Origin of the sequence: Teichococcus oryzae (assembly GCF_008386565.1) — a bacterium.
Classification (GTDB): Bacteria; Pseudomonadota; Alphaproteobacteria; order Acetobacterales; family Acetobacteraceae; genus Pseudoroseomonas; species Pseudoroseomonas oryzae.
In genome coordinates this window covers 34,136-60,500 of sequence record NZ_VUKA01000007.1, presented here as the reverse complement: position 1 = coordinate 60,500, position 26,365 = coordinate 34,136, and the positions used below count along the sequence as shown (strand labels likewise).

General features: G+C 68.0%; 17 protein-coding genes. 6 read left to right on the top strand and 11 right to left on the bottom strand.

The features are described from left to right. The first annotated feature begins 87 nt into the window (after positions 1 to 87). Genes aepX through F0Q34_RS14205 form a run of 4 tightly spaced genes read left to right on the top strand, consistent with a single transcriptional unit; the run spans position 88 to position 4,984 of the window. Positions 88 to 1,737 (top strand): phosphoenolpyruvate mutase, encoded by a 1,650-nt coding sequence (gene aepX / locus F0Q34_RS14220; protein ID WP_241665492.1) that lies wholly within the window; start codon positions 88 to 90, stop codon positions 1,735 to 1,737. Positions 1,738 to 1,744: 7 nt separating this feature from the next. Further along, the gene (gene aepY / locus F0Q34_RS14215; RefSeq protein WP_149812886.1) at positions 1,745 to 2,887 is read left to right on the top strand and encodes a phosphonopyruvate decarboxylase; all 1,143 of its coding nucleotides are present in this window, start codon (positions 1,745 to 1,747) and stop codon (positions 2,885 to 2,887) included. Between the two features lie 4 nt (positions 2,888 to 2,891). After that, the gene (locus tag F0Q34_RS14210) at positions 2,892 to 3,890 is read left to right on the top strand and encodes a lysylphosphatidylglycerol synthase domain-containing protein (protein WP_149812885.1); all 999 of its coding nucleotides are present in this window, start codon (positions 2,892 to 2,894) and stop codon (positions 3,888 to 3,890) included. Continuing rightward, positions 3,890 to 4,984 carry a 2-aminoethylphosphonate--pyruvate transaminase gene (locus tag F0Q34_RS14205; protein ID WP_206668028.1) on the top strand — a complete coding sequence of 365 codons (1,095 nt, stop codon included), beginning with the start codon at positions 3,890 to 3,892 and terminating at the stop codon, positions 4,982 to 4,984. The genes F0Q34_RS14210 and F0Q34_RS14205 overlap by 1 nt, the downstream gene beginning before the upstream one ends. Before the next feature lie 13 nt (positions 4,985 to 4,997). Here F0Q34_RS14205 and F0Q34_RS14200 read toward each other — a convergent pair whose 3' ends face one another. From F0Q34_RS14200 to F0Q34_RS14170, 7 genes are all read right to left on the bottom strand, one after another. Beyond that, entirely contained in the window at positions 4,998 to 5,600 is a 603-nt protein-coding gene (locus tag F0Q34_RS14200; protein WP_149812883.1) for a CDP-alcohol phosphatidyltransferase family protein, read from the bottom strand. 63 nt (positions 5,601 to 5,663) lie between these two features. Then, the gene (locus F0Q34_RS14195; protein ID WP_149812882.1) at positions 5,664 to 6,524 is read right to left on the bottom strand and encodes an HpcH/HpaI aldolase/citrate lyase family protein; all 861 of its coding nucleotides are present in this window, start codon (positions 6,522 to 6,524) and stop codon (positions 5,664 to 5,666) included. After that, on the bottom strand, positions 6,524 to 6,985 hold the full coding sequence (locus F0Q34_RS14190) for a MaoC family dehydratase (protein WP_149812881.1): 462 nt from the start codon (positions 6,983 to 6,985) through the stop codon (positions 6,524 to 6,526). The genes F0Q34_RS14195 and F0Q34_RS14190 overlap by 1 nt, the downstream gene beginning before the upstream one ends. Before the next feature lie 14 nt (positions 6,986 to 6,999). Next, the gene (locus F0Q34_RS14185; protein WP_149812880.1) at positions 7,000 to 8,166 is read right to left on the bottom strand and encodes an acyl-CoA dehydrogenase family protein; all 1,167 of its coding nucleotides are present in this window, start codon (positions 8,164 to 8,166) and stop codon (positions 7,000 to 7,002) included. Continuing rightward, positions 8,166 to 9,287, bottom strand: coding sequence for a CaiB/BaiF CoA transferase family protein (locus tag F0Q34_RS14180; RefSeq protein ID WP_149812879.1), 1,122 nt, complete (start codon positions 9,285 to 9,287; stop codon positions 8,166 to 8,168). Before F0Q34_RS14180 ends, F0Q34_RS14185 begins: the two co-directional genes overlap by 1 nt. Next, positions 9,284 to 10,261, bottom strand: coding sequence for a Bug family tripartite tricarboxylate transporter substrate binding protein (locus tag F0Q34_RS14175; protein WP_149812878.1), 978 nt, complete (start codon positions 10,259 to 10,261; stop codon positions 9,284 to 9,286). The genes F0Q34_RS14180 and F0Q34_RS14175 overlap by 4 nt, the downstream gene beginning before the upstream one ends. Further along, positions 10,258 to 10,668, bottom strand: a complete 411-nt coding sequence (locus F0Q34_RS14170; RefSeq protein ID WP_149812877.1) for a cupin domain-containing protein — start codon at positions 10,666 to 10,668, stop codon at positions 10,258 to 10,260. Before F0Q34_RS14170 ends, F0Q34_RS14175 begins: the two co-directional genes overlap by 4 nt. Positions 10,669 to 10,779: 111 nt before the next feature. On the opposite strand from F0Q34_RS14170, the gene F0Q34_RS14165 reads away from it, so the two are divergent. Then, positions 10,780 to 11,673: a LysR family transcriptional regulator gene (locus tag F0Q34_RS14165; RefSeq protein WP_149812876.1), complete on the top strand. Its 894-nt coding sequence runs from the start codon at positions 10,780 to 10,782 to the stop codon at positions 11,671 to 11,673. A gap of 76 nt (positions 11,674 to 11,749) precedes the next feature. Here the strand turns inward: F0Q34_RS14165 and F0Q34_RS14160 are convergent, their stop codons facing one another. The 4 genes from F0Q34_RS14160 to F0Q34_RS14145 form a co-directional block, all read right to left on the bottom strand. Then, positions 11,750 to 17,704, bottom strand: a complete 5,955-nt coding sequence (locus F0Q34_RS14160) for a hypothetical protein (protein WP_149812875.1) — start codon at positions 17,702 to 17,704, stop codon at positions 11,750 to 11,752. A gap of 911 nt (positions 17,705 to 18,615) precedes the next feature. Next, entirely contained in the window at positions 18,616 to 19,977 is a 1,362-nt protein-coding gene (locus tag F0Q34_RS14155; protein ID WP_161600883.1) for an HlyD family type I secretion periplasmic adaptor subunit, read from the bottom strand. After that, positions 19,974 to 22,106 carry a peptidase domain-containing ABC transporter gene (locus F0Q34_RS14150; RefSeq protein ID WP_149812873.1) on the bottom strand — a complete coding sequence of 711 codons (2,133 nt, stop codon included), beginning with the start codon at positions 22,104 to 22,106 and terminating at the stop codon, positions 19,974 to 19,976. The genes F0Q34_RS14155 and F0Q34_RS14150 overlap by 4 nt, the downstream gene beginning before the upstream one ends. Further along, a complete protein-coding gene (locus F0Q34_RS14145; RefSeq protein WP_161600882.1) occupies positions 22,103 to 23,812 on the bottom strand; it encodes an ATP-binding cassette domain-containing protein in 1,710 nt (569 codons plus the stop codon). Before F0Q34_RS14145 ends, F0Q34_RS14150 begins: the two co-directional genes overlap by 4 nt. 537 nt (positions 23,813 to 24,349) lie before the next feature. On the opposite strand from F0Q34_RS14145, the gene F0Q34_RS14140 reads away from it, so the two are divergent. Next, a complete protein-coding gene (locus F0Q34_RS14140; protein ID WP_161600881.1) occupies positions 24,350 to 25,582 on the top strand; it encodes an MFS transporter in 1,233 nt (410 codons plus the stop codon). Positions 25,583 to 26,365 lie beyond the last annotated feature (783 nt).

The window sequence follows — 26,365 nt, the reverse complement described above, 5'->3', positions numbered from 1 at the left end:
CGAGATGAAGGTAATATGACGCCTCATGGTCTGGCAAGCGAAGCCAGGGCAGCCGCGAAACCCTTTCGATCCGGCAGGAAGCGCGCCTTGAAGGACACGCCCCTTTCGCCTGATGCCGCCGCCCCTTTCAGGGCTGAACCCGCGCCAACAAGATTTGCCGCCCTGCGGCGCGAGATCGAGAACTCCGCGCTTTCGTTTCTGATGGAAGCCCATGACGGCCTGTCGGCCAAGATCGTCGAGGAAGCGGGCTTTCGCGGCATCTGGGCCTCGGGCCTCACCATCTCCGCATCGCTCGGATTGCGGGACAGCAACGAGGCTTCCTGGACCCAGGTCCTGGATGTCCTGGAATACATGGCGGACGCCACGACATTGCCGATCCTGGTGGATGGCGATACCGGCCACGGCAACTTCAACAATGTGCGCCGTCTGGTCCGCAAGCTGTGCGAGCGCGGCATCGCCGGCGTCTGCATCGAGGACAAGGTCTTTCCGAAAACCAACTCCTTTATCGGCGATGCACAGCCCCTGGCCGATCTGGAGGAGTTCTGCGGCCGCATCAAGGCCGGCAAGGACAGCCAGACCGACTCCGACTTCATGCTGATCGCGCGGGTGGAGGCATTGATCTCCGGCCGGAGCATGGACGAGGCGCTACAGCGGGCGGAGGCTTACCGCGAGGCGGGCGCGGACGCGATCCTGATCCATTCCAAGAAATCGACAGCCGAGGAAATCTTCGCCTTCGCGGAACGCTGGGGCGATCGCGCGCCCCTGGTCATCGTGCCCACCATGTATCACGCGACGCCCACCGACCTGTTCCGCCAGGCCGGCATCTCGACGGTGATCTGGGCCAACCACCTGCTGCGCAGCTCCATCACCGCGATGCGCGAAACCGCCGCCAGGATTCGCGGCGATGAATCCCTGATCCGCATCGAAGGCAGCGTCGCCACGGTCCAGGACATCTTCCGGCTGGTCGGCAATGCCGAGCTGGAGGAAGCGGAGCGCCGCTACCTGCCGGCGAAGCGGGCGGTCGGAGCCATCATCCTCGCCGCCTCGGGCGGTGCCGCCGGCGAGCCGGAACAGCCGGGATGCATGGTCGACATCCGCGGCCAGTCGCTCCTGCGGCGGCTTGCCGGCACGCTGCGCGAAAGCGGCGTGCACGACATCCACGTTGTCCGTGGCTACCGGAAGGATGCGGTCATCCTGCAAGGCGCGCGCATGATCGACAATGACCGCTACGCCGAGACGGGGGAGGCCTGGTCCCTGAGTTGCGCGGAACACGCGATCAAGGGCGAGACGTTGATCGCCTATGGCGACATTCTTTTCCGGCGCTACATCCTGGACAACCTGCTCGGCAGCAAGGAGGACGTCGTCATCGCGGTGGATGCGTTGGCGGCTCCGCAGCAGAAAGCCGGCCCGCGGGACCTGGTGCGCGCCGACCGGCCGTTTTCCGGCAGCTACCTGGATGACCGGCCCGCTTATCTTGAAAAGGTGGCGCAGGACGTGGCCCTGCAGGAACTCTGCGGTGAATGGATGGGCCTGATCCGCCTCAGCGCACGGGGCGCGGCCTGGGTGCGGGAGGAACTGGCGGCGATGCGCGCGGAAGGCGTGCTGGATCACGGCGACATGCCGCTCCTGCTCACGCGGCTGGCCGGCCGGCATCCGGTGCGCGTTGAATACTTCACCGGCCATTGGCTGGATATCGACACGCTCGCCGATCTGGCCGAAGCGCGCAACTTCACCTGAGGCGGACATGATCACCGCGGATGCATTCATTGCCGAAGCCGACAAGGCCGGCTTCGATTTCTACACCGGCGTGCCCTGCAGCTACCTGACGCCGCTGATCAACGGCGTCCTGTCGGCGCCCGCTCTCACCTATATCGGCGCCGCGAGCGAGGGGGAGGCCGTGGCCATCGCGTCCGGCGCATGGCTGGCTGGGCGGCGGACCGTCGTGATGTGCCAGAATTCCGGCCTCGGCAACGCGGTCAATCCCCTGACCTCCCTCAATGCCCCGTTCCGGATTCCCACCCTTCTCATCACCACCTGGCGCGGCGAGCCGACCCGTCCCGACGAGCCGCAGCATGAGGTCATGGGCAGGATCACCCAGTCCTTGCTGACGCTGATCGGATTGCGGCAGGAACCGTTTCCGTCCTCGGCGGAAGCGTTGGGCGTGACGCTGGTGCACGCCGCGGCCCACATGGAGTCCACCGGCTCCTCCTTCGCCCTAGTGATGCGGCAGGGGGATGTGGCGGAGGCGGCATTGCAGCCCGCCGGCCACACCTTGCCGGCCCCGGGGCGGCGCGCCGATTTCGCGGCCGCCGCTTCCGGGCGCCCGTCCCGCGCGGCCGCCCTTCAGCGCCTGCTGGAGATCGTTCCGCCGCAGGCGGCGGTCATCGCCACCACCGGCAAATGCGGGAGGGAATTGTTCACCCTGGCCGACCGGCCCCAGCATCTCTATCAGGTCGGCTCCATGGGTGGCGCCAGCGGCATGGCGCTGGGTGTCGCCCTGAACACCAGCAGGCCCGTGATCGTGCTGGATGGCGATGGCGCCGCCCTGATGAAGCTGGGCAGCTTCGCCACCATCGGGGCGCAGGCGCCACGGAACCTCGTGCATGTCGTACTGGACAATGGCGTGCATGATTCGACCGGCGGGCAGCCGACCGTTTCCGCCTCGGTCGACTTCGCGGCCGTCGCACTGGCCTGCGGATATTGCTACGCGGCGACCTGCGACAGCCTGGAGGGGTTCGCGCAGGCCTTTCGGGAAGGCCTGCGCGAAGGGCCGGCACTGATCCACCTGCGGATTGCGCCGGGTTCCATGGCGCGGCTCGGGCGACCCACCATCCGGCCGGAGGAGGTTGCACGCCGCTTCCGCGAATTCCTGGCCGGCCCGGCCTGATCGGGTGGCAGGGTCAACCATCCTCAGCCTCCTGATCGGGCTTTCGGTCGCCGCCGTCTTGATCGGAATGAACGATCCCGGCCATGTCGTTCAGCTTCTGCTGGCGGCCGGCTGGTGGATGCCCCTCATCGTGGCCCTGTATCTGATGCAGGTCGCGGCCTCCGCCTTCGGCTGGGCGCCGCTGATCGTCGATGAGCGCCGCCCGTCGGCCCTCAGGCTGATCTCGATGCGCTGGATCCGGAATGCGGTGAACACGCTGCTGCCGGTGGTGCAGGCGGCGGGGGAACTGGTGCGCGCACAGCTTCTGGCCAGGCAGGGGGTCGCCAAGCGGCGTGTGGTGGCAAGCATCGCCGCCGATCTCGGCTCCGAGATGGTGTCGCAGATCCTGTTCTCCCTGCTGGGGCTGGCGGTGCTGCTTTCCATTCCGCATGAGCAGGGCAATGCCACCGTCCACTGGGCGATGCTGGGCACCGCGCTCGGCGCCGGGATCGCGGCCCTGTTCGTCGCCGCCCAGTATCTGGGCCTGTTCCGGCTGATCGAGCGCTTCCTGCCGAAGCTCGCGCAGCGGCTTGGCTGGACATCGCTTGCCGATCTGTCCGGGCTTCATGAGGCGGTGGTCAGCCTGTACCGCCAGCCATCGCGCCTTTGGCGCAGTGGCTCCTGGCATTTCCTGTCCTGGCTGATCGGCGTTCTGGAAAGCTGGGCCACACTGCACGCCCTGGGCATCGAGGCCAGCCTGGCCGAGGCGCTGGTCATTGAAAGCCTCGGCCAGGCGATCCGCAGCGCCGGCTTCTTTGTTCCAGCAGCGCTGGGCATCCACGAAGGCGGATATGTCCTGATCTGCGCCTTGTTCGGCATACCCCCCGACCAGGCCATCGCCCTTGCACTGGTCCGGCGCCTGCGGGACATCCTGGCGGGCCTGCCCGGGTTGTTCGCTTGGCGGTGGAGCATTGCGGCAGGGCAGGATAAGCCGGCCGTGGAAGGCCTGCCCAGGAGCCAATGATGACCGACCCGCAGATACTTCTGACCCCGGGCCCATTGACCACCCACCCGGCGACCCGCCAGGCGATGCTGCGCGACTGGGGCTCGCGCGATGCCGGCTTCATCGCGCTGACGGCGGAAATGCGGGCACGCCTGCTGGGGATCGCGAAGGGTGGCGCGTCGCATGCCGCCGTGCCGCTGCAAGGCTCCGGCACCTTCGTGGTCGAGGCCGCGATCGCCACGTTGCTGAAGCCTTCTGATCGCCTCCTGGTGCTGGTCAATGGCGCCTATGGGGAGCGCATGGCGACGATCGCCCGGCGCATGGGGCGCGAGGTGGCCGTGCTGCGCTGGCCGGAGGACCACCCGGTGGACCCCGCGCAGCTTGCCGAGGCGCTGCGGGCGGATGCCGCCGCGACCCACATCGCCATGGTGCATTGCGAGACCACCACCGGCATCCTGAATCCCTTGGCCGAGGTCGCGGCTGTTGTTGCGCGCGCGGGGCGCCACTTCCTGCTGGATGCCATGAGCAGCTTCGGGGCCCTGCCGGTGGATCTGGCTTCCGTCCCGATCACGGCCTTGATGGCGTCCTCCAACAAATGCCTGGAAGGCGTGCCCGGGATCGGGTTCGCCTTGATCGACCGCGCGGCCCTGGCCGCAGCGGAAGGAAACAGTTCCTCCCTCAGCCTTGACCTGCACGCGCAATGGCGCGGCTTCGAGCGGGACGGGCAATGGCGCTTCACGCCACCTGTTCAGGTTGTCGCCGCCCTTGTCGTGGCGCTGCGCAGGCTTGAAGAAGAGGGCGGCCCGGAAGCCCGGTTGCGGCGCTATTGCCGCAATCTTGAAATCCTGGCCTCCGGCATGAAGCGGCTCGGCTTTCCCTTGTTCCTCGATCGAGCCGTGCAGGCACCCATCATCGCCACCTTCCACCTGCCGAAGGCGGCCCCGAAATTCCAGGATCTTTACGATGCGCTGGCGGCGCGCGGGTTCCTGATCTATCCGGGCAAGCTCACCGAGGCGGACACCTTCCGCATCGGCTGCATCGGCGCCATCGACGAAACCGTCTTCCGGCGGCTGCTGGACGCCATGGAGGACAGCCTCCGTTTCTTGCGTCCTTGAGAACCCCCCGGTTTCACAGGCCCGGCGCGTCGTCCTTCCGGCGCAGCCCGGTGAAGCTGAGCCAAAGCGCGGCAACCGGCGTGACGATCGCCGCCGCGAACAACATAGGCACCGTCGCGCCGGCCCAGATCAGCAACGGGACGAAGACCAGGAGGTCATCAGGATCAATCAGAATGTCTGGCGCCAGGCGATAGCCGCGCACCTGCCCGATGCGCAGAACGTGCAACTGCCAGAACAGCACGCCAATGGCGATGCCCGCGGCGAAGCCCAGCATCAGGGCCAGCAGGCCAAGCCGCTCCATCTGGCCGATGCCGATACCGATAAAGGCGATGATGTTGGAAAAGCAGTCGCTGGCGAGATCATAACGATGGCCGCCCACGCTGGACTGCCCTGTCTGTCGCGCCAATTCGCCATCGGCGCGGTCCAGCAGCATCGACAACAGGAAGATCGCCGCGCCGGTCATCAGCCAGACCGTGTTCCCGGCGCCGAGTGCCACCGCCGCGGCGATGCCGGTGAGCAGCCGCAAGGTCGTGATGTGGTTCGGCGTGACGCGGGTGGGCGCCATCAGCCTCACCACGGGGCGCACGATGCGATGGATAACGGTGTCAGCGCTCATCGCGGCTTTTCGTGAAGCTGCCCATCCGGAGCAGGCGGGACGATCATCAGGCCGGCCTCGGGATCAGGATGGCCCCGCCGCGTTGATGATGCGCTGCGCGATGCGGAGATGGAGCCGCTCGACCATCTGCCCTTCCAGCGAGACCACGCCGGCATCCGGCTGGGCCTTGAAGGCATTCACCACCCTTTGCGCCCAGGCCACACGCTCCGCACCGGGGGTGAAAGCGGCGGCGACAGGGCCGATCTGCGCGGGATGGATGCACAGCTTGCCGGCAAAGCCATCGCGCGCCGCCTCGGCCGCTTCACGGGCAAGCGCATCGGGCTGGCGCGGATCGGGAAAGGGGGTGTCGAGCGCCGGCAGGCCCGCGGCGGCGGCCGCCAGGAGAAGGGCGCTTCGCGCCTGCTGCACCGGCGCCCCGTAATGCCCATCCGGCCCGCGCGGCGTGATGCCGAGATCGGAGGACAAATCCTCCGCTCCGAAGCAAAGCGCCCGCAGCCGCGTCGGCGCCCCGCGATAATCAAGGCCATGCAGCGCGGCCGCGGTTTCGGTGACCAGCGCCAGCACCTCGATGCGCCCGACCTCGATTCCGGCCGCGACCTCCAGAACCTCAAGATGGTGGTCCAGCGCGACAATATCGGGGAGGCCGGTGCATTTCGGCAGCATCACCGCCATCGGCGCGCCGGGCACAACGGCCGCGAGGTCGCGCAGATACCATTGGGAGCCCCTGGCATTGATGCGCACGATGACCTCATGGCGGGCACGGCCGGGAAGAAGGTCGGCAACGGCCTTGCGCGCCACATCCTTGCTGTCCGGCCCCACCGCGTCCTCCAGGTCGAGGACCACCGCATCGGCACCGCTTTCCAGCGCCTTCTCGCGCTTTCGTTCAGAATCGGCGGGGGCGAAAAGCAGGTTCCGCAGTTTCATCACGCGACCTCCGTCGGGCGCCGGTGCATCAGCGCCGCCCGCTCGCAGCGCGCCACCACCTGGCCTGCCTGATTGTAGGCCTCGTGCAGCAGGGTCACAATCCCCGCATCGGAGCGCGACTTGCTGGGGCGCGCGGAAAGCACCGTCGTGCGGACGCCGAGGGTGTCCCCGGCGAAGACGGGAACCGGGAAGCGCACGTCATTCATGCCCAGATTGGCGATGGCCGTGCCATTGGTGGTGTTGTGCACGCTCATGCCGATCATCAGGCCGAGGGTGAACAGCGAATTCACCAAAGGCTTCCCGAACTCGCTGTTCTTCATGTAGTCGGCGTCGAGATGCAGCCGCGCGACATTCATTGTCATACCGCAGAAGGCGACATTGTCCGCCTCGGTCACGGTGCGGCGCCATTCGGCGTCGATCACCAGCCCTTCGCTCAGTTCCTCGAACCACAATCCGGCCATTGGGGCTTTTCCGATCAATAGGATTTGGGCAGGCCCAGCACCTTCTCCGCGATGAAGCAGAGAATGAGCTGCGGGCTGACCGGTGCGATGCGCGGGATCATGACCTCGCGCAGGAAGCGCTCGACATGGTATTCCTTGGCGTAGCCGAAGCCGCCATGTGTCATCACCGCCTGCTGGCAGGCCTTGAAGCCGGCCTCGGCGGCCAGATACTTCGCGGCATTGGCCTCGGCGCCGCAAGACAGGCCCTGGTCATAGCGCCAGGCGGCCTGCAGGATCATCAGCCTGGCGGCCTGAAGCTCCATCCAGTTGGCGGCCAGCGGATGCTGGATGGCCTGGTTCTGCCCGATGGCGCGGCCGAAGACCCGGCGCTCCTTGGCGTAGTTGGTGGCCCGTTCCAGCGCCACGAGGCCGAGCCCCACGGCCTCGGCGGCGATCAGGATGCGCTCCGGGTTCAGCCCGTGCAGGATGTATTCGAAGCCACGCCCTTCCTCGCCGATGCGGTCCTCCTCCGGCACTTCGAGGTTGTCGAAGAACACCTCGTTGGAATCGACCGCCTTGCGGCCCATCTTCTCGATCTCGCGCACATCGACGCGGCTGCGGTCGAGATCGGTGTAGAACAGGCTCAGCCCGTCGGTGCGGCGCTTCACCTGATCGAGCGGCATGGTCCGCGCCAGGATCAGCACCTTCTCGGCCACCTGGGCGGTGGAGATCCAGATCTTCTGGCCGTTCACGACGTAGCGGTCGCCGCGCTTCTCCGCGCGGGTGCGGAGCTGGGTGGTGTCGAGGCCAGCATTTGGCTCCGTCACGGCGAAGCAGGCGCGCTCGCGCCCTTCGATCAGCGGCGGCAGCATGCGCCGCTTCTGCGCATCCGTGCCGAACACGACCACGGGATTGAGGCCGAAGATGTTCATGTGCACGGCCGAAGCGCCGGTCATGCCGGCGCCGGACTGCGCAATGGCCTGCATCATGATCGCCGCCTCGGTGATGCCGAGCCCGGCGCCGCCATATTCCTCCGGCATGCAGATGCCGAGCCAGCCATCCTTGGCCAGGGCGGCACAGAACTCGCGCGGGAAGACCCCATCCTTGTCGCGCGCCAGCCAGTATTCGTCGCCGAAGGCGGCGCAGATGCGGGCCACGGCCTCGCGCACCGCTTCCTGCTCGGGTTTGAGGGCGAAATCCATCAACGCGTCTCCCAGTCGGCTTCGGCGGGCGCTGGCCATGGCGGAGGCGCGCCAGGTGCCTCCGGGGGGGTTTCCGACCAGCGTCCGAAGGGTGCCGTGGTGTGCAGGATACGTCCATCCGGCAAGGCCACATCGCGCCAGAAGCCGGTGGCTGCGAGATGCGGGTCCTGGCGCAGGCCGATGACGTCATGAACGGGCGCAGCCGGGATGTCGGCGCGGGACAGCAGGTCCATCCATTCGGCGGTGCCCCGGCCGGCAAGAGCCTCGGCGACCTTTCCATAAGCGTGGTCGATCCCGGCCTGCCGTGCGGCATGCGTGGCGAGGCGCGGATCCTGCAGCGCCTCCGGCTCCCCGATCAGCGCGAAGAAACGCTGCCAATGCGCGTCCGTGTAGAGCAGCACGGCGATCCATCCATCTCGCGTCCGGTAGGGCCGGCGCTGGGGCGACATCAGCCGCCCGTAATAGGGGCCGCCTTCCGGCGGATCGAAGCTCAGGCCGCCGAGATGGTCGCCGGCCACCAGGTCGGCGAAGGTCTCGAACATCGGCACCGCCACTTCCTGCGCGATGCCGGTGCGCTCCCGGCAGGCAAGGGCGGCCATGATGGCGAAGGCCAGATGTGCGCCCACCACACGGTCGGCCAGGGTGAGCGGCACATAGCGCGGCATGTCGCCGCCGGCCCGGCCAATGGTGTCGGCAAGGCCGCTGGCGGCCTGGATCAGGTCGTCATAGGCCGGCCGCGCCGCATAAGGCCCTCCTTCGCCATAGCCATAAGCGCAGGCGGTGATGAGACGTGGATTGAGGTCCGCCAGATCCGCCTGCCGCAGCCCGAGCCGCGCCGCGGCCTCGGGGCGCATGTTGTGCACCAGCACGTCGGCACCCGCGGCGAGGTCCCGGAATGCCGCGCGGCCGGCTTCCGACTTCAGGTCCAGCGCCACGCTCCGCTTGCTGCGGTTGAGATGCGCGAAAATGGCGCCGCCCTGGCCGGCGCGGCGCATCACGTCGCCTTCCGGCGGCTCGACCTTCAGCACATCGGCGCCGAGATCGGCCAGCAGCCGCGTGGCATAGGGACCCATCACCACCGTGCTGGCATCAAGGACGCGCAGACCGGCGAGCGCGGTCATTCCTTCTCGATCCCCGCGGCCTCGATCAGGTCGCGCCATTTCACCAGCTCGGCGCGAACAAAGGCATCCAATGCTTCCGGCGGGCCGGAAAACGCCTCGAAGCCGATGGAAGCAAAGCGCTGCTTCACCTCCGGCCGGACCAGGGCGCCCTGGATCGCGGCGTTCAGCGTCGCCACGATCTCCGGCGGCATCTTCGCGGGGCCGAACACGCCATTCCAGGAGGTGATGTCGAAACCCGGCAGCCCGGCCTCGGCCATGGACGGTGCGCCGGGCATCAGCGCCGAGCGTTCCTTGGTGCTCATCGCCAGCACATGCAGCTTGCCGGCCTGCACATTGGCGAGGCCCGCCGCGATGTCGACGAACATGCAGGTCACGCGCCCGGCGATCACGTCCGTCATGGCGGGCGGCGTGCTGCGATAGGGAACATGCAGCATCTCGGCCTTGCCCATGCGCGCCATGGTGGCGCCGGCCACGATGCCGGTGCTGTTGCCGCTGGCATAGGTCACGCTGCCGGGCTTCTGCCGCGCCATGTCCAGCAATTCGCCGAGGCTGCGGGCCTTCACCCCTTCGCCGACCACCAGCATGAAAGGCAGGTTGCCGACCCGCGCGACGGGCGTGAAATCGGCCACCGGATCGTAGTCGATGCGCTTGAGCAGCGAGGGATTGGCGGAATGCGTGGTGTTTGTGGTGACAAACAGCGTCGTTCCATCCGGTGCAGAGCGCGCGGCCTGCACGGCGGCGATGGCACCGTTGGCGCCGGCGCGGTTGTCCACCACCACCGGCACGCCGAGTTGCTGGCCAAGCAGATCCGCGAGGATACGGGCCACGGCATCGGTGCCGCTGCCGCCGGCGAAGGGCACGATCAGGGTGACGGGACGTTCCGGCTTCCACCCGCCCGGTTGCGCGGCCACGGGACGCGCGACCGGAAGGGCGAGCAGCGATGCGGCGCCAAGCAGGCTGCGGCGCCGGATCATGGGTGGGCCTCCGCGACGCGGCGCACGACCTTGGCCGGGTCCTCTCCATAGGGCGGGGAATAGATCACCAGCACCTGGACAGGCTCCGGGCCGATCACGGTGAAGACATGCTCCTCGCCCTTGGGAAAGAAGCACATCTCTCCCGGACCGATCTCGCGGCTCTGGCCGCCGACTTCCGCGCGGGCGCGGCCGGACAGGATGTAGCAGGCCTGCTCCATGCCCGGATGCGCGTGGGGAAGGGCGCCCTGGCCGGCCTCGATGGTGCCGAGCAGGACCTCCATCGAGGTCGCGCCAACCGTTTCGGGGCTGATCAGGCGGCGGTTGACCGTGCCGGTGTGATTGGCCGGGCTGTAGCCGGGAACATCCTCCGGCCGCACAAAATAGCGTTTCGCTGTCGCTGAGGACATCGATCCCTCCCTTTCCGCCGCGTCTGGCACGCGCCTTTGTTGAGAAGGATTCGAAAGGCGATCAGGCAATAAATCAATTGAAAAGATATCGGTGTTCCATAAGCTTTCTTTATGTCAATCACCCTGAAGGGGCTGCGCGCCTTCGCCATGGTGCAACGCTATGGCAGCTTCACCCGGGCCGCCGCGCTGCTGAACATCACCCAGCCCGCCCTGACGGTGCAGATCCGCCAGCTGGAGGCCGGAGTGGGGCTGCGGCTCCTGGAGCGGACGCCGCGTGGCGCGGAACCGACGGCCGCCGGACGCGAACTCGCCCGGTCGCTGGAACCTCTGCTCCAGGATCTGGATCACGCCATCGCCAGCCTGCGGGACCTGGCGGCGCGCAGGCGCGGGCTGGTTCGGCTGGCGGTCCTCCCTTCCGTCGCGGCAAGCCTCCTGCCCGGTGCGATTGCCCGGATGCGGGCCAGCCATCCGGAGCTGGGCGTCCGCGTGCATGAGGCGGTGACCGGCCAGGTTTACGAGATGGTCCGCTCGGAGGAGGTGGATTTCGGCATCGCCACCGATCTCCGGCCGGGTGGCGCGTTGTCGTTGGAGCCCCTGTTCCGCGACCAGATCCTGGCCCTGCTGCCGCCAAGCCACGCCCTGGCGCGGATGCAGTCCATTCCGCTGCAGAAGCTGGCAACGGAGCGGCTCCTGCTCCTGGAATCCGACAGTTCCATCCGCCGCCTGGTGGATGATGCCTTCGCCAGCGCCGGGCACATCGTCGCGCCCGCGCAGGAGGCGGTGCATATGGGAACCCTGGTCGGCATGGCCCGCACCGGGCTTGGGATCGCCATGATCCCGTCCTCGGCTGCCGAGATCACCATGGCGCCGGAGCTGGCGGCGCGTCCCGTGAGCCGCCCCGGCATTCACCGCGTCGTCAGCCTGATCCGCCGCAGCGACCGTTCCTTGCCTCCCGCCGCCGAGGCACTGGTCGAAGCCCTGCGGAACAGCCTGGCCGGCGCCTGACCGCGGTGGCAACGCCGGGCCCACTGGCTGGATCAGCCCCGTTCTTCCGGCCTCCGGTCGGGCGGCGGCACGGCCTTCATGTCCAGCCGATGCGCTCCACATGGAGGAAATCCGCCTGGGTCCCGTCCGAAAAGGAAATATGCCCCGATACGGCCTGGTCGAAGGCGAAGCCGTTGGTTTGCCTGAGCATCGTGGCGCCGGGCGTTTCCACCACAATGGTCCAGCCGCCCAGCCCCGGTTCACCGGCGCCCGTCACAGTGATCTGGTCGGTCCAGGCGCCGGAGCCGCCATCGATGACGTCATGTCCGCCATTCGCGGATATCAGGAACAGGTCCGCGCCGGCACCACCGGTCATGGCTTCCGACGCCGCGCTGCCCGTGAAGGTCTGGCCCGCTGCCTCATCCGGTCCGCCGGGGCCGACCGCCAGCGCCACGCTCTGCTGCGCCGATGCCGCGCCGGACTGGTCCGTCAACTTCACCGCGATGGTGCGCGTGCCGGCGGCAAGCTCCCCCTCGGCGTTTTCCAGCACAAGGGATTGCAGCACGGCGGCATAGATGCCGGGGGAGGCACGGCCACCCAGCCGCAGCATGCCCGTGCCGGGATTGTATCCCCCGCCCAGAACCTCGATGCCGGTGCCCCCGATCATGAGGCGCCCGCCTTGTGCCGTCAGTTCGAAGCCGCCGATGTTCAACATGTCCCCGACGAGGGCACCCGACAGGCTGACCACGGCACCGGACAGATAGGCGCTGTCCACATCTGCGGCATTGGCGCCACCCAGCGCCGGGACAGCGGTGCCTCCGGCCTCGGCACGGACGGCGGCTGCGAGCTCCAGCACGGGCGCGTCATTGACCGCTGAAAGAACGATCCTGAAGGATTCCATGACACTGGCGCTGCTTCCCGAACCCGCTTCCCGGCTGACCGCTTCGGCAACGAGGGTGACGTTGCCGTTCCAGTTGGCGGCGGGCAGCAGTTCCAGCCCGGCCAGCTCGTGGCCGGACACTCGCCATTGGCCCCCGCTCAGGGAAACGCCGCGCGACAGGGTGAAGCCTTCCGGCAGCCCGCTGATCGTGACCGTCAGTTGTTCCGACCCGTCATGGTCCAGCAGGGCGGCCTGCAGGTTGAGGGGCAAGCGGGTGTCCTCCATGCCCGACCGATCGGACACGGTCAGCACCGGCATGTCCGCCACGCCGGCGATGATGACGTGGAACTCCGCTTCGGTCGTCGCCACGGAACCGTTGGAGATCTCACGCGCATGCGCAACCAGCTTCAGCGCCATGTCGCCATCCCAGTCGGCAGGCGGAATCAAGGTCAGGCCGGCAAGCTGTTCCCCGGTCAGAGTCCAGCTGCCATCGCCGTTGTTAAGCCCGGCGGAAAGGCGGGAGCCGGATGGCAGGCCCTGGAGCACCACGGACAGGATCTCCGATCCATCCATGTCGCGCAGGGCGGCCGCGAGTTGCAGCGGAACCGGCCTGTCCTCCATTCCCATGGCATCCGCCACGCTGACCAATGGCGCATCCGCACGGGCCGCAACGGGCAGCACCAGGATATGAGTGGCAAGATGGGTGTCGCCGCTGACCGCTTCCCTTGTCACCGCTTCCACCGTGATGTGCAGGGGTGCATTTGAATGCAGGGGTGGCGTCGCGGTGATGCCGCCCATTTGCTCCGGGTCAATCGCCCAGCGCATGCCGCCGAGCGCCGTCACCCCCGGTCCATTGATGCTCGCGCCCGGAGAAGCGGTCACGACGATGCTGACCACCGTTTCGCTGTGATCCGCATCGCGCGGTGTGACGCGGAGATTCAGCGGAACCGCGCGATCCTCCGCCGCGGCAATGGGTGCGGCCGAGATCACCGCCCCGTCCACGACATCCGCTACCTCGATGCGGAGATCGGCCCGTGCCTCGGCGAGGTCCCCGGTGGCCTCTGTGGCGATGCCATAGACGGCGAGCATGATCGTACCCGCGAAATCGGCAGGGGGCAGGAAGCGGAGGCCCGCCAGCTCGGCCGGCGACAGCACCCAATGCCCGGTGAGCGGATCCCGCCCCCCCGCTGAAAGGAAAGCGCCCGCCGGGACCCCTTCAATGCGAAGCCCGAGGGTTTCACGTCCTTCGTCATTGTCGGCATTGGCGAGGCTGATGGCCAGCGTCACGGCATTGTCCTCATCCGTGGCCGCATCGGAGATCCGCAGCAGCGGTGCCTGCGCAGCGGGAAGGCTGGCAACAGGGCCCGTAGCCGGATGGTCCGGGTCCGTGCAGGCGCCGCCACTGCCGGAGGGCGGCGCAACCGTCACCCTCACGGTTCGGGTCACGGTCGCTTCATCGCCATCGCGCTCGATGGCCTGGCTGGTGACACGCAAGCTGAAGCTGCCGCCATAGCCGGCCGGAGGCAGGAGGGCGAGATCCGCAAGCGCCGAGGCAGGCACGCGCCAGACGCCGCCGCCCGCGGGCACGCCCGCTGACAACACCGCACCCTGCGGCACATCCCGCACCCAGACATGCAGCGTTTCGGAGCCATCCGTGTCGGCAAGGCTCGTGGAAATATGCAGCGGAATCGCCACAGGCCCCAGATCGGCGACGCCGCGCCCGGTCCCGGTGGCATCCAGGACCACGAGCAGGGGGATGTCGGCATCGCCGGCAGGATCAATGACGATCACTCCGCCGATCGCCCGGCGCACTCCGCCGGTGTCCTCCACCATCATGCCGATGCGCAAGGTCGCTTCCGCATCGCTGTTGGCGGGCAGCTGAAGGAAAACGCCTTCCATCCGCGCCACGCCGATGCGGTGGACACCATCGGCATCCGCCGCAACGACACTGCCGTCGGCAAGCCGCAGAACCGCGCCGGCCGGAACGTCATGAATGAGGATCTCGCCCACCAGACGCTCGGATCCGTCGCGATCCGCCAGCCCAGGATCGAGCCGGAGCGTGATGGGCTGGTCCTCGGTGCCGCGCATGCGGCCCCAATCGCCGGAGATACCGTCCATGCCGCCGACGCCCGGCTGGTCCACCACGGCGCCGAGTCGCACGGTGAGCGTGGCGGTGCTGCGCGCCTGGCTCCCGCTTCCGGCCTCCTGCGTCACGGCGGTGACGGTGAGGACCAGCGTGCCGGCATAATCCGCGGGCGGATGCAGCACGGCCGCCGCGGCTTCCGCCGCGGTCAGGGACCAGACCCCCGGCCCACGGTAGGTGCCGGCCGAAAGCACCGCGCCATCCGGCAGACCGGAAACCACGAAGCTCAATGCTTCCGACCCATCCGCATCCGGCATGATCGCGCCGAGATTCAGCGGGATGGCATGATCTTCCAGCCCGGACAGGGTGGCATTGGCCAGAACAGGCGCATCCGCGACACCCTGCACGGTGACAATGAGCGGCACAGGCGCGCTTTCGGCCTGGCTTCCATTCGCTTCCGCGCTGATGGCCGACACCCGCAAGGTGAACCGCTGGTCCGAGTGCGGCGGCGGCGTGATGGTCAGGCCGGAAATCTGCCCCGGCTGCACCAGGATGCTTCCGTCGGCCTGCCGCGCCAGCGCCACGCCGCCTGCCCTGACAATGGCACCTTCCGGAACATCCGCGAGGCGCAGTGCCACGATCGTCTCGGAGCCGTCAATATCGGTGGGGAGCGCCGAGATCCTCAGGGCGATGCCGGCATCTTCCCTTCCGAGAGCCGGGAAAGTTCTGACCAGGGCTTCATCGGCCACCGCCGCCACCTGCACGGTGAAACTGCGGCTCACCGTCGCCGTGCTGCTGTTGTTATCGTGGGATGTCGCCTGCAAGGTCAGCTTCAGGTTTCCGGAGAAATCCTTCGGCGGGATGAGGGTAAGGGCCGGCAGATCGGCCGGGTCCACGCTCCAGCCGCCATCCGCTCCGCGCGTGCCATGGGACAGATGGCCGCCCGCCGGCACGCCGAGGATCTTGACCGAAAGCCTTTCAGAGCCGTCCAGATCCGTCAGCCCGGCGGCGAGGGAGAGCGGGATCGTCCCGTCCTCGGCCCCAGCCGCATCGGCGGCATCGATAAGCGGCTTGTCGGCGCGTGCGGCGATCGTCACGGTGCTGGTGCCGGTGACCTCGCGGCTGACGGTGATGCCGTTGCCGGTATCCGACAGGGTCGCGGTCAGGGTCAGCTTGAAGTCAACATCGCTGTTGTAGGGCGGGATGATGCTGATGAGGCCGGTACGAAGGTCGCTTGTGGACACGTCCCACACACCGGGCGAGACCTCCGTTCCCGCCGTCAGCGACGCACCATCGGGCAGGCCCGCGACTCGCGTCAGGGCGGACCATTGCTCGGACCCGTCATTGTCAGGCGTGGCGAAGCTGGGCCGGAGAACAACGAGGTTGTCTTCCGATCCGCTGGCATTTCCCTTGATGGTGCCGGCATCCAGCACCGGATCGAGCCTGACGGTGAAGCTGGCGGAGGTGGAGGCGGTGGGCTGGTCATCGCGGGCCTCGGTCGCACGGGCTGTCAGCGTCATGGTGAAGCTGCCTGAAAGATGGCCCGGCGGCGCCATGGAAAGGCTGGCCAGTTGCGCGGAGGTAAACAGCCAGCTCCCATCCGGCTGGCGCGTGCCGGAGCTGAAATTGCTGCCCTGCGGCACACCACTCAGCACGAAGCTGAGGGCTTCGGAGCCATCCCTGTCCTGCAGCGCGCCGCCCAGCCCTGAAAGCCTGAGCAGCGTATCCTCCCTGCCATGAAAATCCTGCACCGTGACCGTCGGTGCATCTGCGCCCGCGCGCACCACCACCGTCACATCGGCCTGGCTGGTCCGGCTGCTGTCGGTGCCGTCATGGCTGGCCACCGAGAACACCAACTGGAAATCGGCATCGCTGTCGGCAGGCGGCAGGACGGCGAGCAACCCGGAGCGGAATGCCTCCAGCGGCACTTCCCATACCCCGGGCGCGGATTCCAGCCCATGCGACAGCATCGCGCCCATGGGCACGCCACGCACCACCAGCGTCGGCCCGAAATGCTCCGATCCATCCGTGTCGTTCAACGCCAGGGAGCCACGCAGGGGGATCCAGCCATCTTCCTGTCCTTCCCCCGCGGCCTGCAGCGTGACGGGATCGGCCACCGCCTGGACCAGCACGGAAAAGTCCCTTCTGGTGACAGCCGTGTCGCCATTCGCTTCCCGCGCCAGGACATGCAGCGTGAGGACCAGCGTCCCGGCATAATCGGGCGGAGCCAGCAGGCTCAGGCCGGACAGTTCGCTGCCATCGAGCAGCCAGGAACCATCATCCCCCCGCCTGCCGGCTGACAGGCTCGCGCCGGCCGGCAGGCCCAGGAGCCGGATCACCAGGCTCTCGGACCCATCGACATCCGACAGCGCCGCCGACAGATCCAGGGCCACCGGCCGATCCTCCACGCCGATGACGGAAGCCGCCAAGGCGAAGGGCGCATCGGCCATCGCTGCCACCTCCACCTTCAGCGGAGCCGATATTCCCGCTGAGGCATAAGCCCCGTCCCATATGGTGGCCTCAAGCCGGAGCATGATCGTGGCGTCGCTATCCGCGGGCGGACGGATGGCCACGCGCCCTGCGGCGAGTTCCTCCCGCCTCACGGCCCAGTTGCCATCCTCCAGCACCTCGCCCTGCGACAGGGCGGCATGTTGCGGGACACCATGCACCAGCACAAACTCGCCCCATTGCTCGGAATCATCGGCAAGGCTGCCGAAGGTCGTTTCCAGCGTGATCCACTGGTCTTCCCGGCCCGCTGCCATGCCTACCAGCACCGCCCCGTCAACAACGGGGACGACCTGCACGGAGAAGCGCGTTTCCTCCGTGGCGGCGCTGCCGCTGGAGTCTTGCGCCGTGGCCCGCAGCACCAGTTCCAGGGTGCCGGCGAAATCCCGTGACGGCGTGATGCTCAGGCCCGCCAGATTCTCCGATGCCACAAGCCAGGAACCATCCCCCTGCCGGCTGCCGGAGGACAGGCTGGCACCCGCCGGAACGCCCAGGATGATGACCGAAAGGCCCGCATCTTGCTGACCGGCAGCCAGGGCCGCGGAAAGGGCGAGAGCAATCTCCGTGTCTTCGCTCCCCGACACGGAACGGGCGGCAATTTCGGGGGGACAGACTGGCTCGGGGGCTGGCGGTTCCTCAATCGGCGGCGTCGGTTCGTCCGGATCAGCTGGATCAGGACGTTCCGACTCCCCCACCGGCCCCGGGGGCGTTTGCGGGCCGGGAGCGGGCTTTTCCGCCGCATCTCCCGGTTCCACCAGGGCAGGGGGCCGCGGCTCAGCCGGAGGAGGGGACCCTGGCACCGGCGGCGCTTCGGGGTCATCGCTTGCGGGCAGGGATACGACTGGCCCCGGTCGCGCCGGCTCCCTGGCCGCAGGAAGGCTTGGGGGGACATCCGCTTCAGCCGCCGGCGTATTCGGCCTCGCACGGGCAACGGGCTGGGTGGCCGGAGGTGCAGGCGGGGCATCTGAAGGCTCAGCTTCGCCCGCCCTCCGCGGGAGGGCATCGTGGCGAGGCGCCGGGACGCCAGATCCTTCCCCGGCTCCCTGGCCTGGCAAGGCAGGCGGCGAGGCGGGCGCAGGGGAAGGGAGCCCATCTTCCGGAAACAAAGCCGCCTTTCCGCCGGTGGGGCTCTGCTGCGGCGGCGGCATCGCTGCGGCGGCCGGCTCAGCCATCGCATCCGGCTCGCTGCGGGAGCCCATGGCGGCAGATCCGGCGGCGGCACCGGACTCCATCGGCGCCGGATGTCGCCGGCCTGTTTCATCCTCCGCCGCCGCTTCGGCACCGGGAGCTTCGCCCCGGATGTTCCGGGCCGGCTCCTTCACGCCCGCGAGGCCACCCGCCGCCACGGTGCCGCCGGCCAGCGCGCTGGCTCCCCCATCCGCGGCCTGCATCACCATCCGCTGCACGGCCCGCAAGGCGCGCAGGGCATCCTCGTCCACGGCGGAGGTTTCCAGGGGAATGGAGCCCGATCCGGTTGGTTCGCTCATGCAAGGTCTCACCGCTCGTGGAAGGATGCTGCCATGGCCGAATAAATTGGCTTCAGCAGGTATTGCAGCACCGTCTTGGCGCCCGTGGTGATGTCCGCCTGCAGGGTCATGCCGGCCGTCAGGCGCGCAAGGCGCGGATCGTGCCCCACATGCTGCTGGCTGAGCCGGATGCGCGCGCGGTAATGCGGCTGCTTGTGCTCATCCAGGAAGGTGCCTGGCGATATCCGCTCCACCTGCCCCCCGATCGTGCCGAAGCGGGCATAATCGAATGCCTGCACCTTGAGGTTCACCGGCTGGCCCACGGCGATGAAGCCGATATCCCGGGGGGAGAGCCGCACATCGGCCACCAAAGCCATGTCCTGCGGCATGATCTCCGCAACAAGGCCGCCCGGCGGCAGCACCGCGCCCGGCCGATGCACCGCGAGACCCCGTAGGACGCCACCAATCGGCGCGCGCAGCACGACGCGGTCGGCGCGGTCCTCCAGGCGGCGCAAGGCCTCGGCGGTTTCGGCGATGTCCAGCGCCACCCGCGCCGCCTCCTGGCGTGCCTCGTCCACGGCGGTGGATTGCAGCTCGGCGATGCGCGCTTCCGCCTCGGCCAGCGCGCTCCGGGTGGAGCCGCGCTGCCCCGCCAGGCGCTCCCGCTCCGCCCTCGCGCTCAGCAGCAGGCGCGTGGCTTCCAGCACCGCGACCCGTGTGGCGAGGCCGCTGCGGGCCAGTTCCTCCCGCGTCGCCAGTTCCCCCGCATACAGGGCGATCTGCCCTTCCAGAGCCGAGATCTGGCCCGCGAGCACCGTCAGTTCGTTGCGCCGCTGCGCGGCCTGCTCCACCAGGATGGTGCGCTTGTCTGCCAGCAGGCGCAGGCGCGCATCCAGGGCGGCCTGCTGCGGAGCGACGAACAGGCCCGGAACCGGCGCCGCCAGTCCGGCCATGTTGCCGTCCGCCGCCGCAATCAGGCGCCTGGCCTGGAGTTGCAGCGATTCCAGCTTCAAGCGCGCCTGTCGCATTTCCGTGTCGGCCGTGGCGCCGTTCAATTGCAGGATTGGCTGGCCCGGAACCACCAGCTCGCCTTCCTCCACCATCACGGCGCTGACGATGCCGCCTTCGAGGTGCTGCACCGGAGCGGCCGCCGTTGAAGGAACAACCTCTCCCAGGCCCACGGCCACCTCCGGCAGATGCGTCAACGATGCCCAGCCCAGCAATCCCGCCACCAGCAGGCCGGCGCCGATCACCACCAGATGCTCCAGCCCATGCACCCGAACCTCCTCCAGGGCCAGCACATGGCTGTCGGGACGGGGCTGGCGGCTCGCGCGGGGCAGGGGGATCATGGCGCCAGGGATGGGCTGCGGCTGCGTCGTCAGGGATTTCATGGCGTTCTCTGGGTGAACACGGGCATGCGCGCAGCGGCTTGCGCCGCGTGGGGGGCGGCTTCCTCCACCATCCCGTCCCGCAGCCGCAGCACACGGTCTGCCAGCCGCATATGGCTCGGGCGGTGCGTGGCCATGACAACCGTGCATCGTCCGCGGCGGGCCACGATCGCGCGCGTGAAGGCCTCGGCACAGGCATCGTCCAGCCCGGCGACAGGCTCGTCCAGCAACAGGATCGGCGCATTCCGCAGCAGGGCGCCGGCCAGGGCGATGCGCAGCAGGATGCTGCGCGGCAGGCGGCCACTTCGGTTGTCGCCGACCCGGGTGTGGAAGCCATTCGGCAGGGCTTCGATCGCATCGAGCACGCCGGCCTCCGCCGCCGCGACACGCAGATCCTCGTCGGACGCCGTGGGGCGCGCCAATCGGAGATTTTGCCCCACGGTGCCGTAAAGCAGCTCCGGCGCCTGCGGAACCCAGCCGATGTTGCGCCGGAGCACGGCTGGATCAAAGGCGCGCACGTCGTGCCCGTCGATGCGCACCACGCCGCCCTGAGGCTGGTACAGTCCCGCCACGAGTTTCAGGAGGCTGGATTTTCCGGAGCCTTCAGCACCGACCACAGCCACCACTTCACCCGGGTTGATCGCAAAGCTGGCGCCGACAATGACGGCTTCCGCCTGCTGCAGATAACGCAGCGTGACGCGGTGGAACACGATGCCGCCTTTCTCCGGCGGCGCCATGCGGGCCTCCAGCGGCGGGGGGCGTTCCGTTTCCAGCGCCATCAGGGAGTCGACCTGGCGGATGGAAGCCTGGGTCTGCTCCCAACGGGACAACATCATGAAGCCGGTCTGCAAGGGGCCGAGCACGCGCCAGATCAGCATCATGCCCGCGATCAGCGCCCCTGCCGTCATGCTGCCCGCCAGCACCGAAAGCACGCCCACCACCACCGCGGCGAGGCCGGACAGCGTCACCAAGGCCTGGCTTGCCGCCGTGACCGCGCCCGACAGGATGCCGACACGGGCCGAGGCCGCAGCCGAGGCGGCGGCGGCGGCGGCGTAGCGCTCGATCCAGCGCCCTTGCGCGCTGGCCAGCTTCAGGGTCCGCGCCGCTTCAAGCGCCTCCACGGCCAGCACTTCCCGTCCCTGGGCGGCGCGGGCGGCCTCGGAGATCGCATCGCGCAGCGGCGCACGGGAAATCATGTAGAGCATGGCAAGGCCCAGCGCGGTGCCAAGCGGGATGATCGCGATCCAGCCCCCCAGCACCAGCATCAGCGCCATGACCACAAGGGTGAAGGGAAGATCCAGCACGGCCACGGCAAAGCTGTCCGTCAGGAACTCGCGGATCGCGGCGAAGTCCCGCAGGCGGGACACCTGCGCCGCGGTGCCCGCCCGCTCCACCAGCGCCGTCGGCAGTGACATCAACTGGCTGAAGACGGTGCCGGACACCAGACGGTCCAGCCTTTCCCCCAGCGACAGCAACGCCCGCTGCCGCATGGCGCGGAAGGCTGCCTCGGCGAGCACTGCGCCGGCCGCACCTATGGTGAGCATCACCAGCGTGTCCGGGCTGCGCCCGGCAATCACCGTGTCGAACACCACCATGGTGAAGGCAGGCACCCCGAGCCCGGCCAGCGCCATCAGGCCACTGGCGCCGAGAAGTCCCGGAAGATGGCCGCGAAACCGCTTGATCACCGAAGCGAGCCAGTTCTGCCGGGCGGGCAACGCCAGCCTGTCGCACAACAACAGAAGGGTGCCGTGCAGATCAGCGGCGCCGCATTGCCGCACCTCGCCGGTGGAGCCATCAAGGCGAAGCAGCTGGCCGTATTCGTTGCAGTATAGAACCGCCGCTGCCCGGCCTGGCGCCAGAAGCACGGCTGGAAGCCGCCGCGCATCCAGATGCCCGCGGGCGAGCGGCTCCACCTGCGTCGGGTAGCCAAGGATCGCCAGCGTGTTCCGGAAATCGGTCACATCGATCTCCGGCCTGGCATGCGGCAAGGCCGTCAGAAGATCATCCGGGCCTCCGCGCCAGTCCAGCAGCCAAAGGAATGCGCAAAGGCACTGCGCGAGATCCGAGGGCGCCAGCAGGCCATGTGGCATGCTCACCGGCGCGCCAGGGCGGACGTCATCCAGCATGCTCATGGCTGGCCGCGTCCTTGCGGTTCCAGGCGGCCATCCCGGATGGCCAGCACCCGGTCCGCGATGTTCAGGGTCGAGCGCCGGTGGGTCACGATGATCACGCTGACATTGCCGCGCAACCCGGTCAGGAGCCGCGCGAGCCGCAGGTCACCCTCCGCATCGATCTGCGCGGAGATATCGTCCAACAGCAGGATCCGGGGGCCCTCGACCAGCGCCCGCACCACCCCGATCCGTTGCGCGACACCGCGCGGCAAGGGCATTCCCGCCATGCCGACCGATGTATGCCAGCCGCCTGGCAAGCCGCCTGCCACCTGGTCCAGACCCAGTTCCCCGGCCAGACGAAGGGCGGCCGCTTCCAGATGCGGCTGATGCAGTGTCAGGTTCTGCAGAAAGGTGCCACGGATGAGGGCGGGGTCCGCTGGCACAAGGGCAACCCGGCGTCGCGCCCCGGCGGCATCGATTGTGGCGAGATCCTGGCCGTCGATCCGCACCTGCCCGGCATCCGGCGCCACTTCGCCCGCCATGATGCGCAGAAGCGTTGAACGGCCCGATCCATTCGCCCCGGTAATGCCGATCAGCTCCCCCGGCCGGCATTCAAGCGACAGGCCATTGAAGAGCCAGTCCTGCTGGCCATTCAGCCGAAGGCCGACATTGCTCAACAGCACATGCCCATGGGACACATCCAGGGCAGGTCGCGCCCGCGGCCGCTCATCGGGAAGGGCACCGATCTCGGCCACGCGCTGGCGGCTTTCCGCGAGCGACTGCAATCTTGCCCAAACCGCGATGCCGCCAAGGAGTGGCTGCATCGCCCGTCCGGCCAGCATGGTGCAGGCGCCAAGCCCTCCCACCGTGAGCCGGCCTTCCAGCACCATGATGCAGCCAAGGGCGGGCACCGCGACGGTGGCCGCCTCCGTCAGCAGAAGGCCGCCCTCCTGTCCGGTGGCCATGATCTGGCCCAGCATGCGCCGGCCCTGCGCCGATCCGGCCTGCAAGCGCTCGTAGCGGCGTTCAAGAAGCGGCTCGGCACCAAGAAGCTTCATGGCCTGGATGCCATGCAGGGTATCGAACAGGAAATTGAAACGCCGTTCCTCGGCAAGGGCCAGTTTCTGCGCGGCACGGCGCACCCAGGCGCCGGTCACAAAGGCCAGAAGCCCAACGGCAGCCAGAAGGGCCAGCGGCACCAGCACCAACGGTCCCGCCAGGTACCAGATCCCCAGCAGGTAAAGCAGGGCAAAGGGCAGATCGAGCATCGCCTGCAGTGCCGGGCCCGACCATGCCTCCCGCAATGTGCCGATGGCGGCGAGCCGTTCGGCGTAGTATCCGTTTCCGTGCGCCTCAAGGGCCTCGACCGGCGCGTTCAGCAAGCTCTGCATGGCCGCACGATGGGCCTGCGCTTCCGCCGCCGCGGCGATGCGGGCCAGGATGCGGCTGCGGACATGGCGAAGCAGAGCTTCGAGGATGATCGCCACCACCACCGCGCAGGCCAGGGCGGCCAATGTTCCCGTCGCCCCGTTCGGCAGGATGCGGTCATAAACCTGCAAAAGGGCTGTCGGCAGAGCGAGGGCCAACAGCGTCACCAGTAACGTCGCGGCAATGACGGATGGCGCGAAGACCGTGCCATAGGACGTCATGACACATGTGAAGGGATGCAGCAGCCATTGCCGGCTGCTGCCCGACATCGTGGTCTGGACATAGGCGACATCAGCCATGATGCTTCCATCCCTCCCTTCGGGCGCGGAAAACCAGTTCGGGACGATCCGGGCCGTCATGCCGGAAGGCAGGCGCCCTGGCATTTCTGCGTTTCCGTGGAACGGATAGCATATCCGGCGCTTCGCTCCCGGCGGCCGGTGCCTCATACTGCATGGCGAACGGCGTTTGCTTCCATTGACCGGCGAGCCACCGCACAGGGTCAAGGGAGCGGCTAAGCGGTGGGCGCTTTCACGCTGCTTCCATCAGGCAGATGCCGCATGTCTCCGCTTGCTCCGGGTAGCCGTGATGGTCACCGGCGTTGCGTCCCGCAAGGAAGCCGGCGCGAATTCCCGCGACAAAGCTGGTGATGAAATGGCCGCTGTTCAGCCCGGCAGCAGGACCACCTTCCAAAGGAGGAGCGGAGTGTCGAGGCGCTCCGGCAGGAGCGGTGCCTGATGCCGGGTTGATGAGGGTCGCACAACCTGCCTTAGATTCCACCTGGGATTTTGCCTGAGCAAGCGGTCACAGCGATGCAGAAGGCTGGAATAGGGAAGGAAATGAAGTTGCCAGATGCCAGAGTCGCGCAGTCGGCCGGCGCGCCGTTGCGTGCCTTGTTCACCAATTCCGATTTCCTGAACCTTTGGATAGCCGGCCTCGTGACATTCGGCGTGCGTTGGATCGAAACCATCGCCATCGGCGTCTTCGTGTATCAGCAGCAAGGCTCCGCGTTTCTTGTCGCCAGCATGATGCTATTGCGCCTCCTGCCCATGGCGCTGCTTGGCGCGTTTCTCGGGGTCTGGGCCGAACGGATCGAGCGTCGCACCGCCTTGGTACTGGTGCTGTCTAGTTCCTTCGCCACCTCGTTGGCGCTGGGCCTGCTGGCCCTGGCCGGCGCGCTCGAGATCTGGCATCTGGCCGTCGCGTGCTTCATCAACGGCCTTGGATGGGCGGCCGACAATCCGGTAAGGCGCATGATGATGGGGCAGGTGGTCGGCGCGGACCGGATGAGCACCGCCATGTCCATCGATGTCGGCACCAACAATGCCAGCCGCATGCTCGGCCCCATACTCGGCGGGATGTTGTTGGCTTCAGCCGGGATCGAGGGCGTGTTCCTGTTCACCGCCCTGCTTTACTTGGTGGCGATCGCCACGTCGCTTCGCCTGACCTACCGGAACGAGGCTCAGGCAACAACCGGGGAAAGCGTCCTGAGCCGCGTCGCCGCAAGCATATCGCTGGTGATCAGCGACCGGCGGCTTTCCGGCATCATGATCATCACCCTGATCTACAACATCTTCGCCTGGCCGGCCACGAGCATGGTCCCGGTGATCGGATTGGACCGCCTGCTGCTGGGACCCGAAGGCGTTGGACTGCTCGCCAGCATGGATGGGATCGGTGCCCTGCTCGGCGCGTTCTCCATCGCATTATGCGCGAGGGCCGATCGCTACTGGCCTTTCTATATCGGCGGGGTGATTTCCTATTGCGGGCTGATGGCGCTGTTCGCGCTCGCCCCGCATCCTCTTCTCGCCGGACTGGCGCTGATGCTGGCCGGGTGGGGTGGTTCCGGGTTCAGCATCATGCAGACCACGCTGGTGTTCCTGGCCACCCCCCCGGAAATGCGGAGCCGTGTGCTGGGCCTGCTGTCGGTCTGTATTGGCGCAGGACCGATCGGCTTCCTGCATCTTGGCCTGATGGCGGAGCTGATCGGCTCCCATTACGCAGTGGCCCTTTCGGGATGTGAGGGCTTGCTTGTGCTTTGGCTGACGCGGCGGTGGTGGCGGCGTGACTCCTGAGCGCCATCAGGGATCATGATCGGACAAAATCGATCTGCGGTGCGGCGGCTGCCCGCCGCACCGGCTCCGGGACGCCGGACTTTGACGTTCTTAGATCCACCCTTGAGGTGAAGGGCGGGCGCAACCCGGCAACACCCCCGAGGCGCGCCCAGCCTTCACCCTGCAAGGCGGCCATCCCGCCCGATCACGCTACCGCGCGGGCGTGGCTGCCCCCGGGGATTGCGGAGACGCCGTCGGCGGCGATGCTCCGCCTGTCGTGCCGGCGCCGGTTGACTCCCTTTGAGAGCCGGTCATGGCCGCACCTGAACCAAGATTGCCCTCGGGCCGCTGCCGCGCCGGGCTGTCCGCTGTCCCGGGCGGGCGGGGGCTCTGGGTCCGTTGTTCTGGCTGGGCGGGGGTGCCGGTGTCCGATGTTCCGGATGACCGCTTCTGGGCATCATCCATTGCCGCGCCGGATTGCAGATTGCCTTCGGCTCCGCGCCCGGAGCCACCCTGCTGGGCCGCCTGGGCCACGCCAATGGCCGGAGCGGCAAGGAGCAAGGCAAGCAAAGCCACACCTTTGGTCAGGGTCTTCATGTCCGTCCTCCTGTCCATTCTTGTTCGTGGAATATGCGGATAGGCACGGAAGCCATCTGGGACGCGCCACGAGCGGGCTAGGGCGCGCTTCCGATAACGCTGGAAGCTTTTCATGGTTGAAGGGGCTTGGCCGCCCCGCGGAAGGCTCCAGGGAACCCGTCTGAACTTCAGAGCTTGAGCCTGCCAATTTCGGCGTCCCGGGATGAA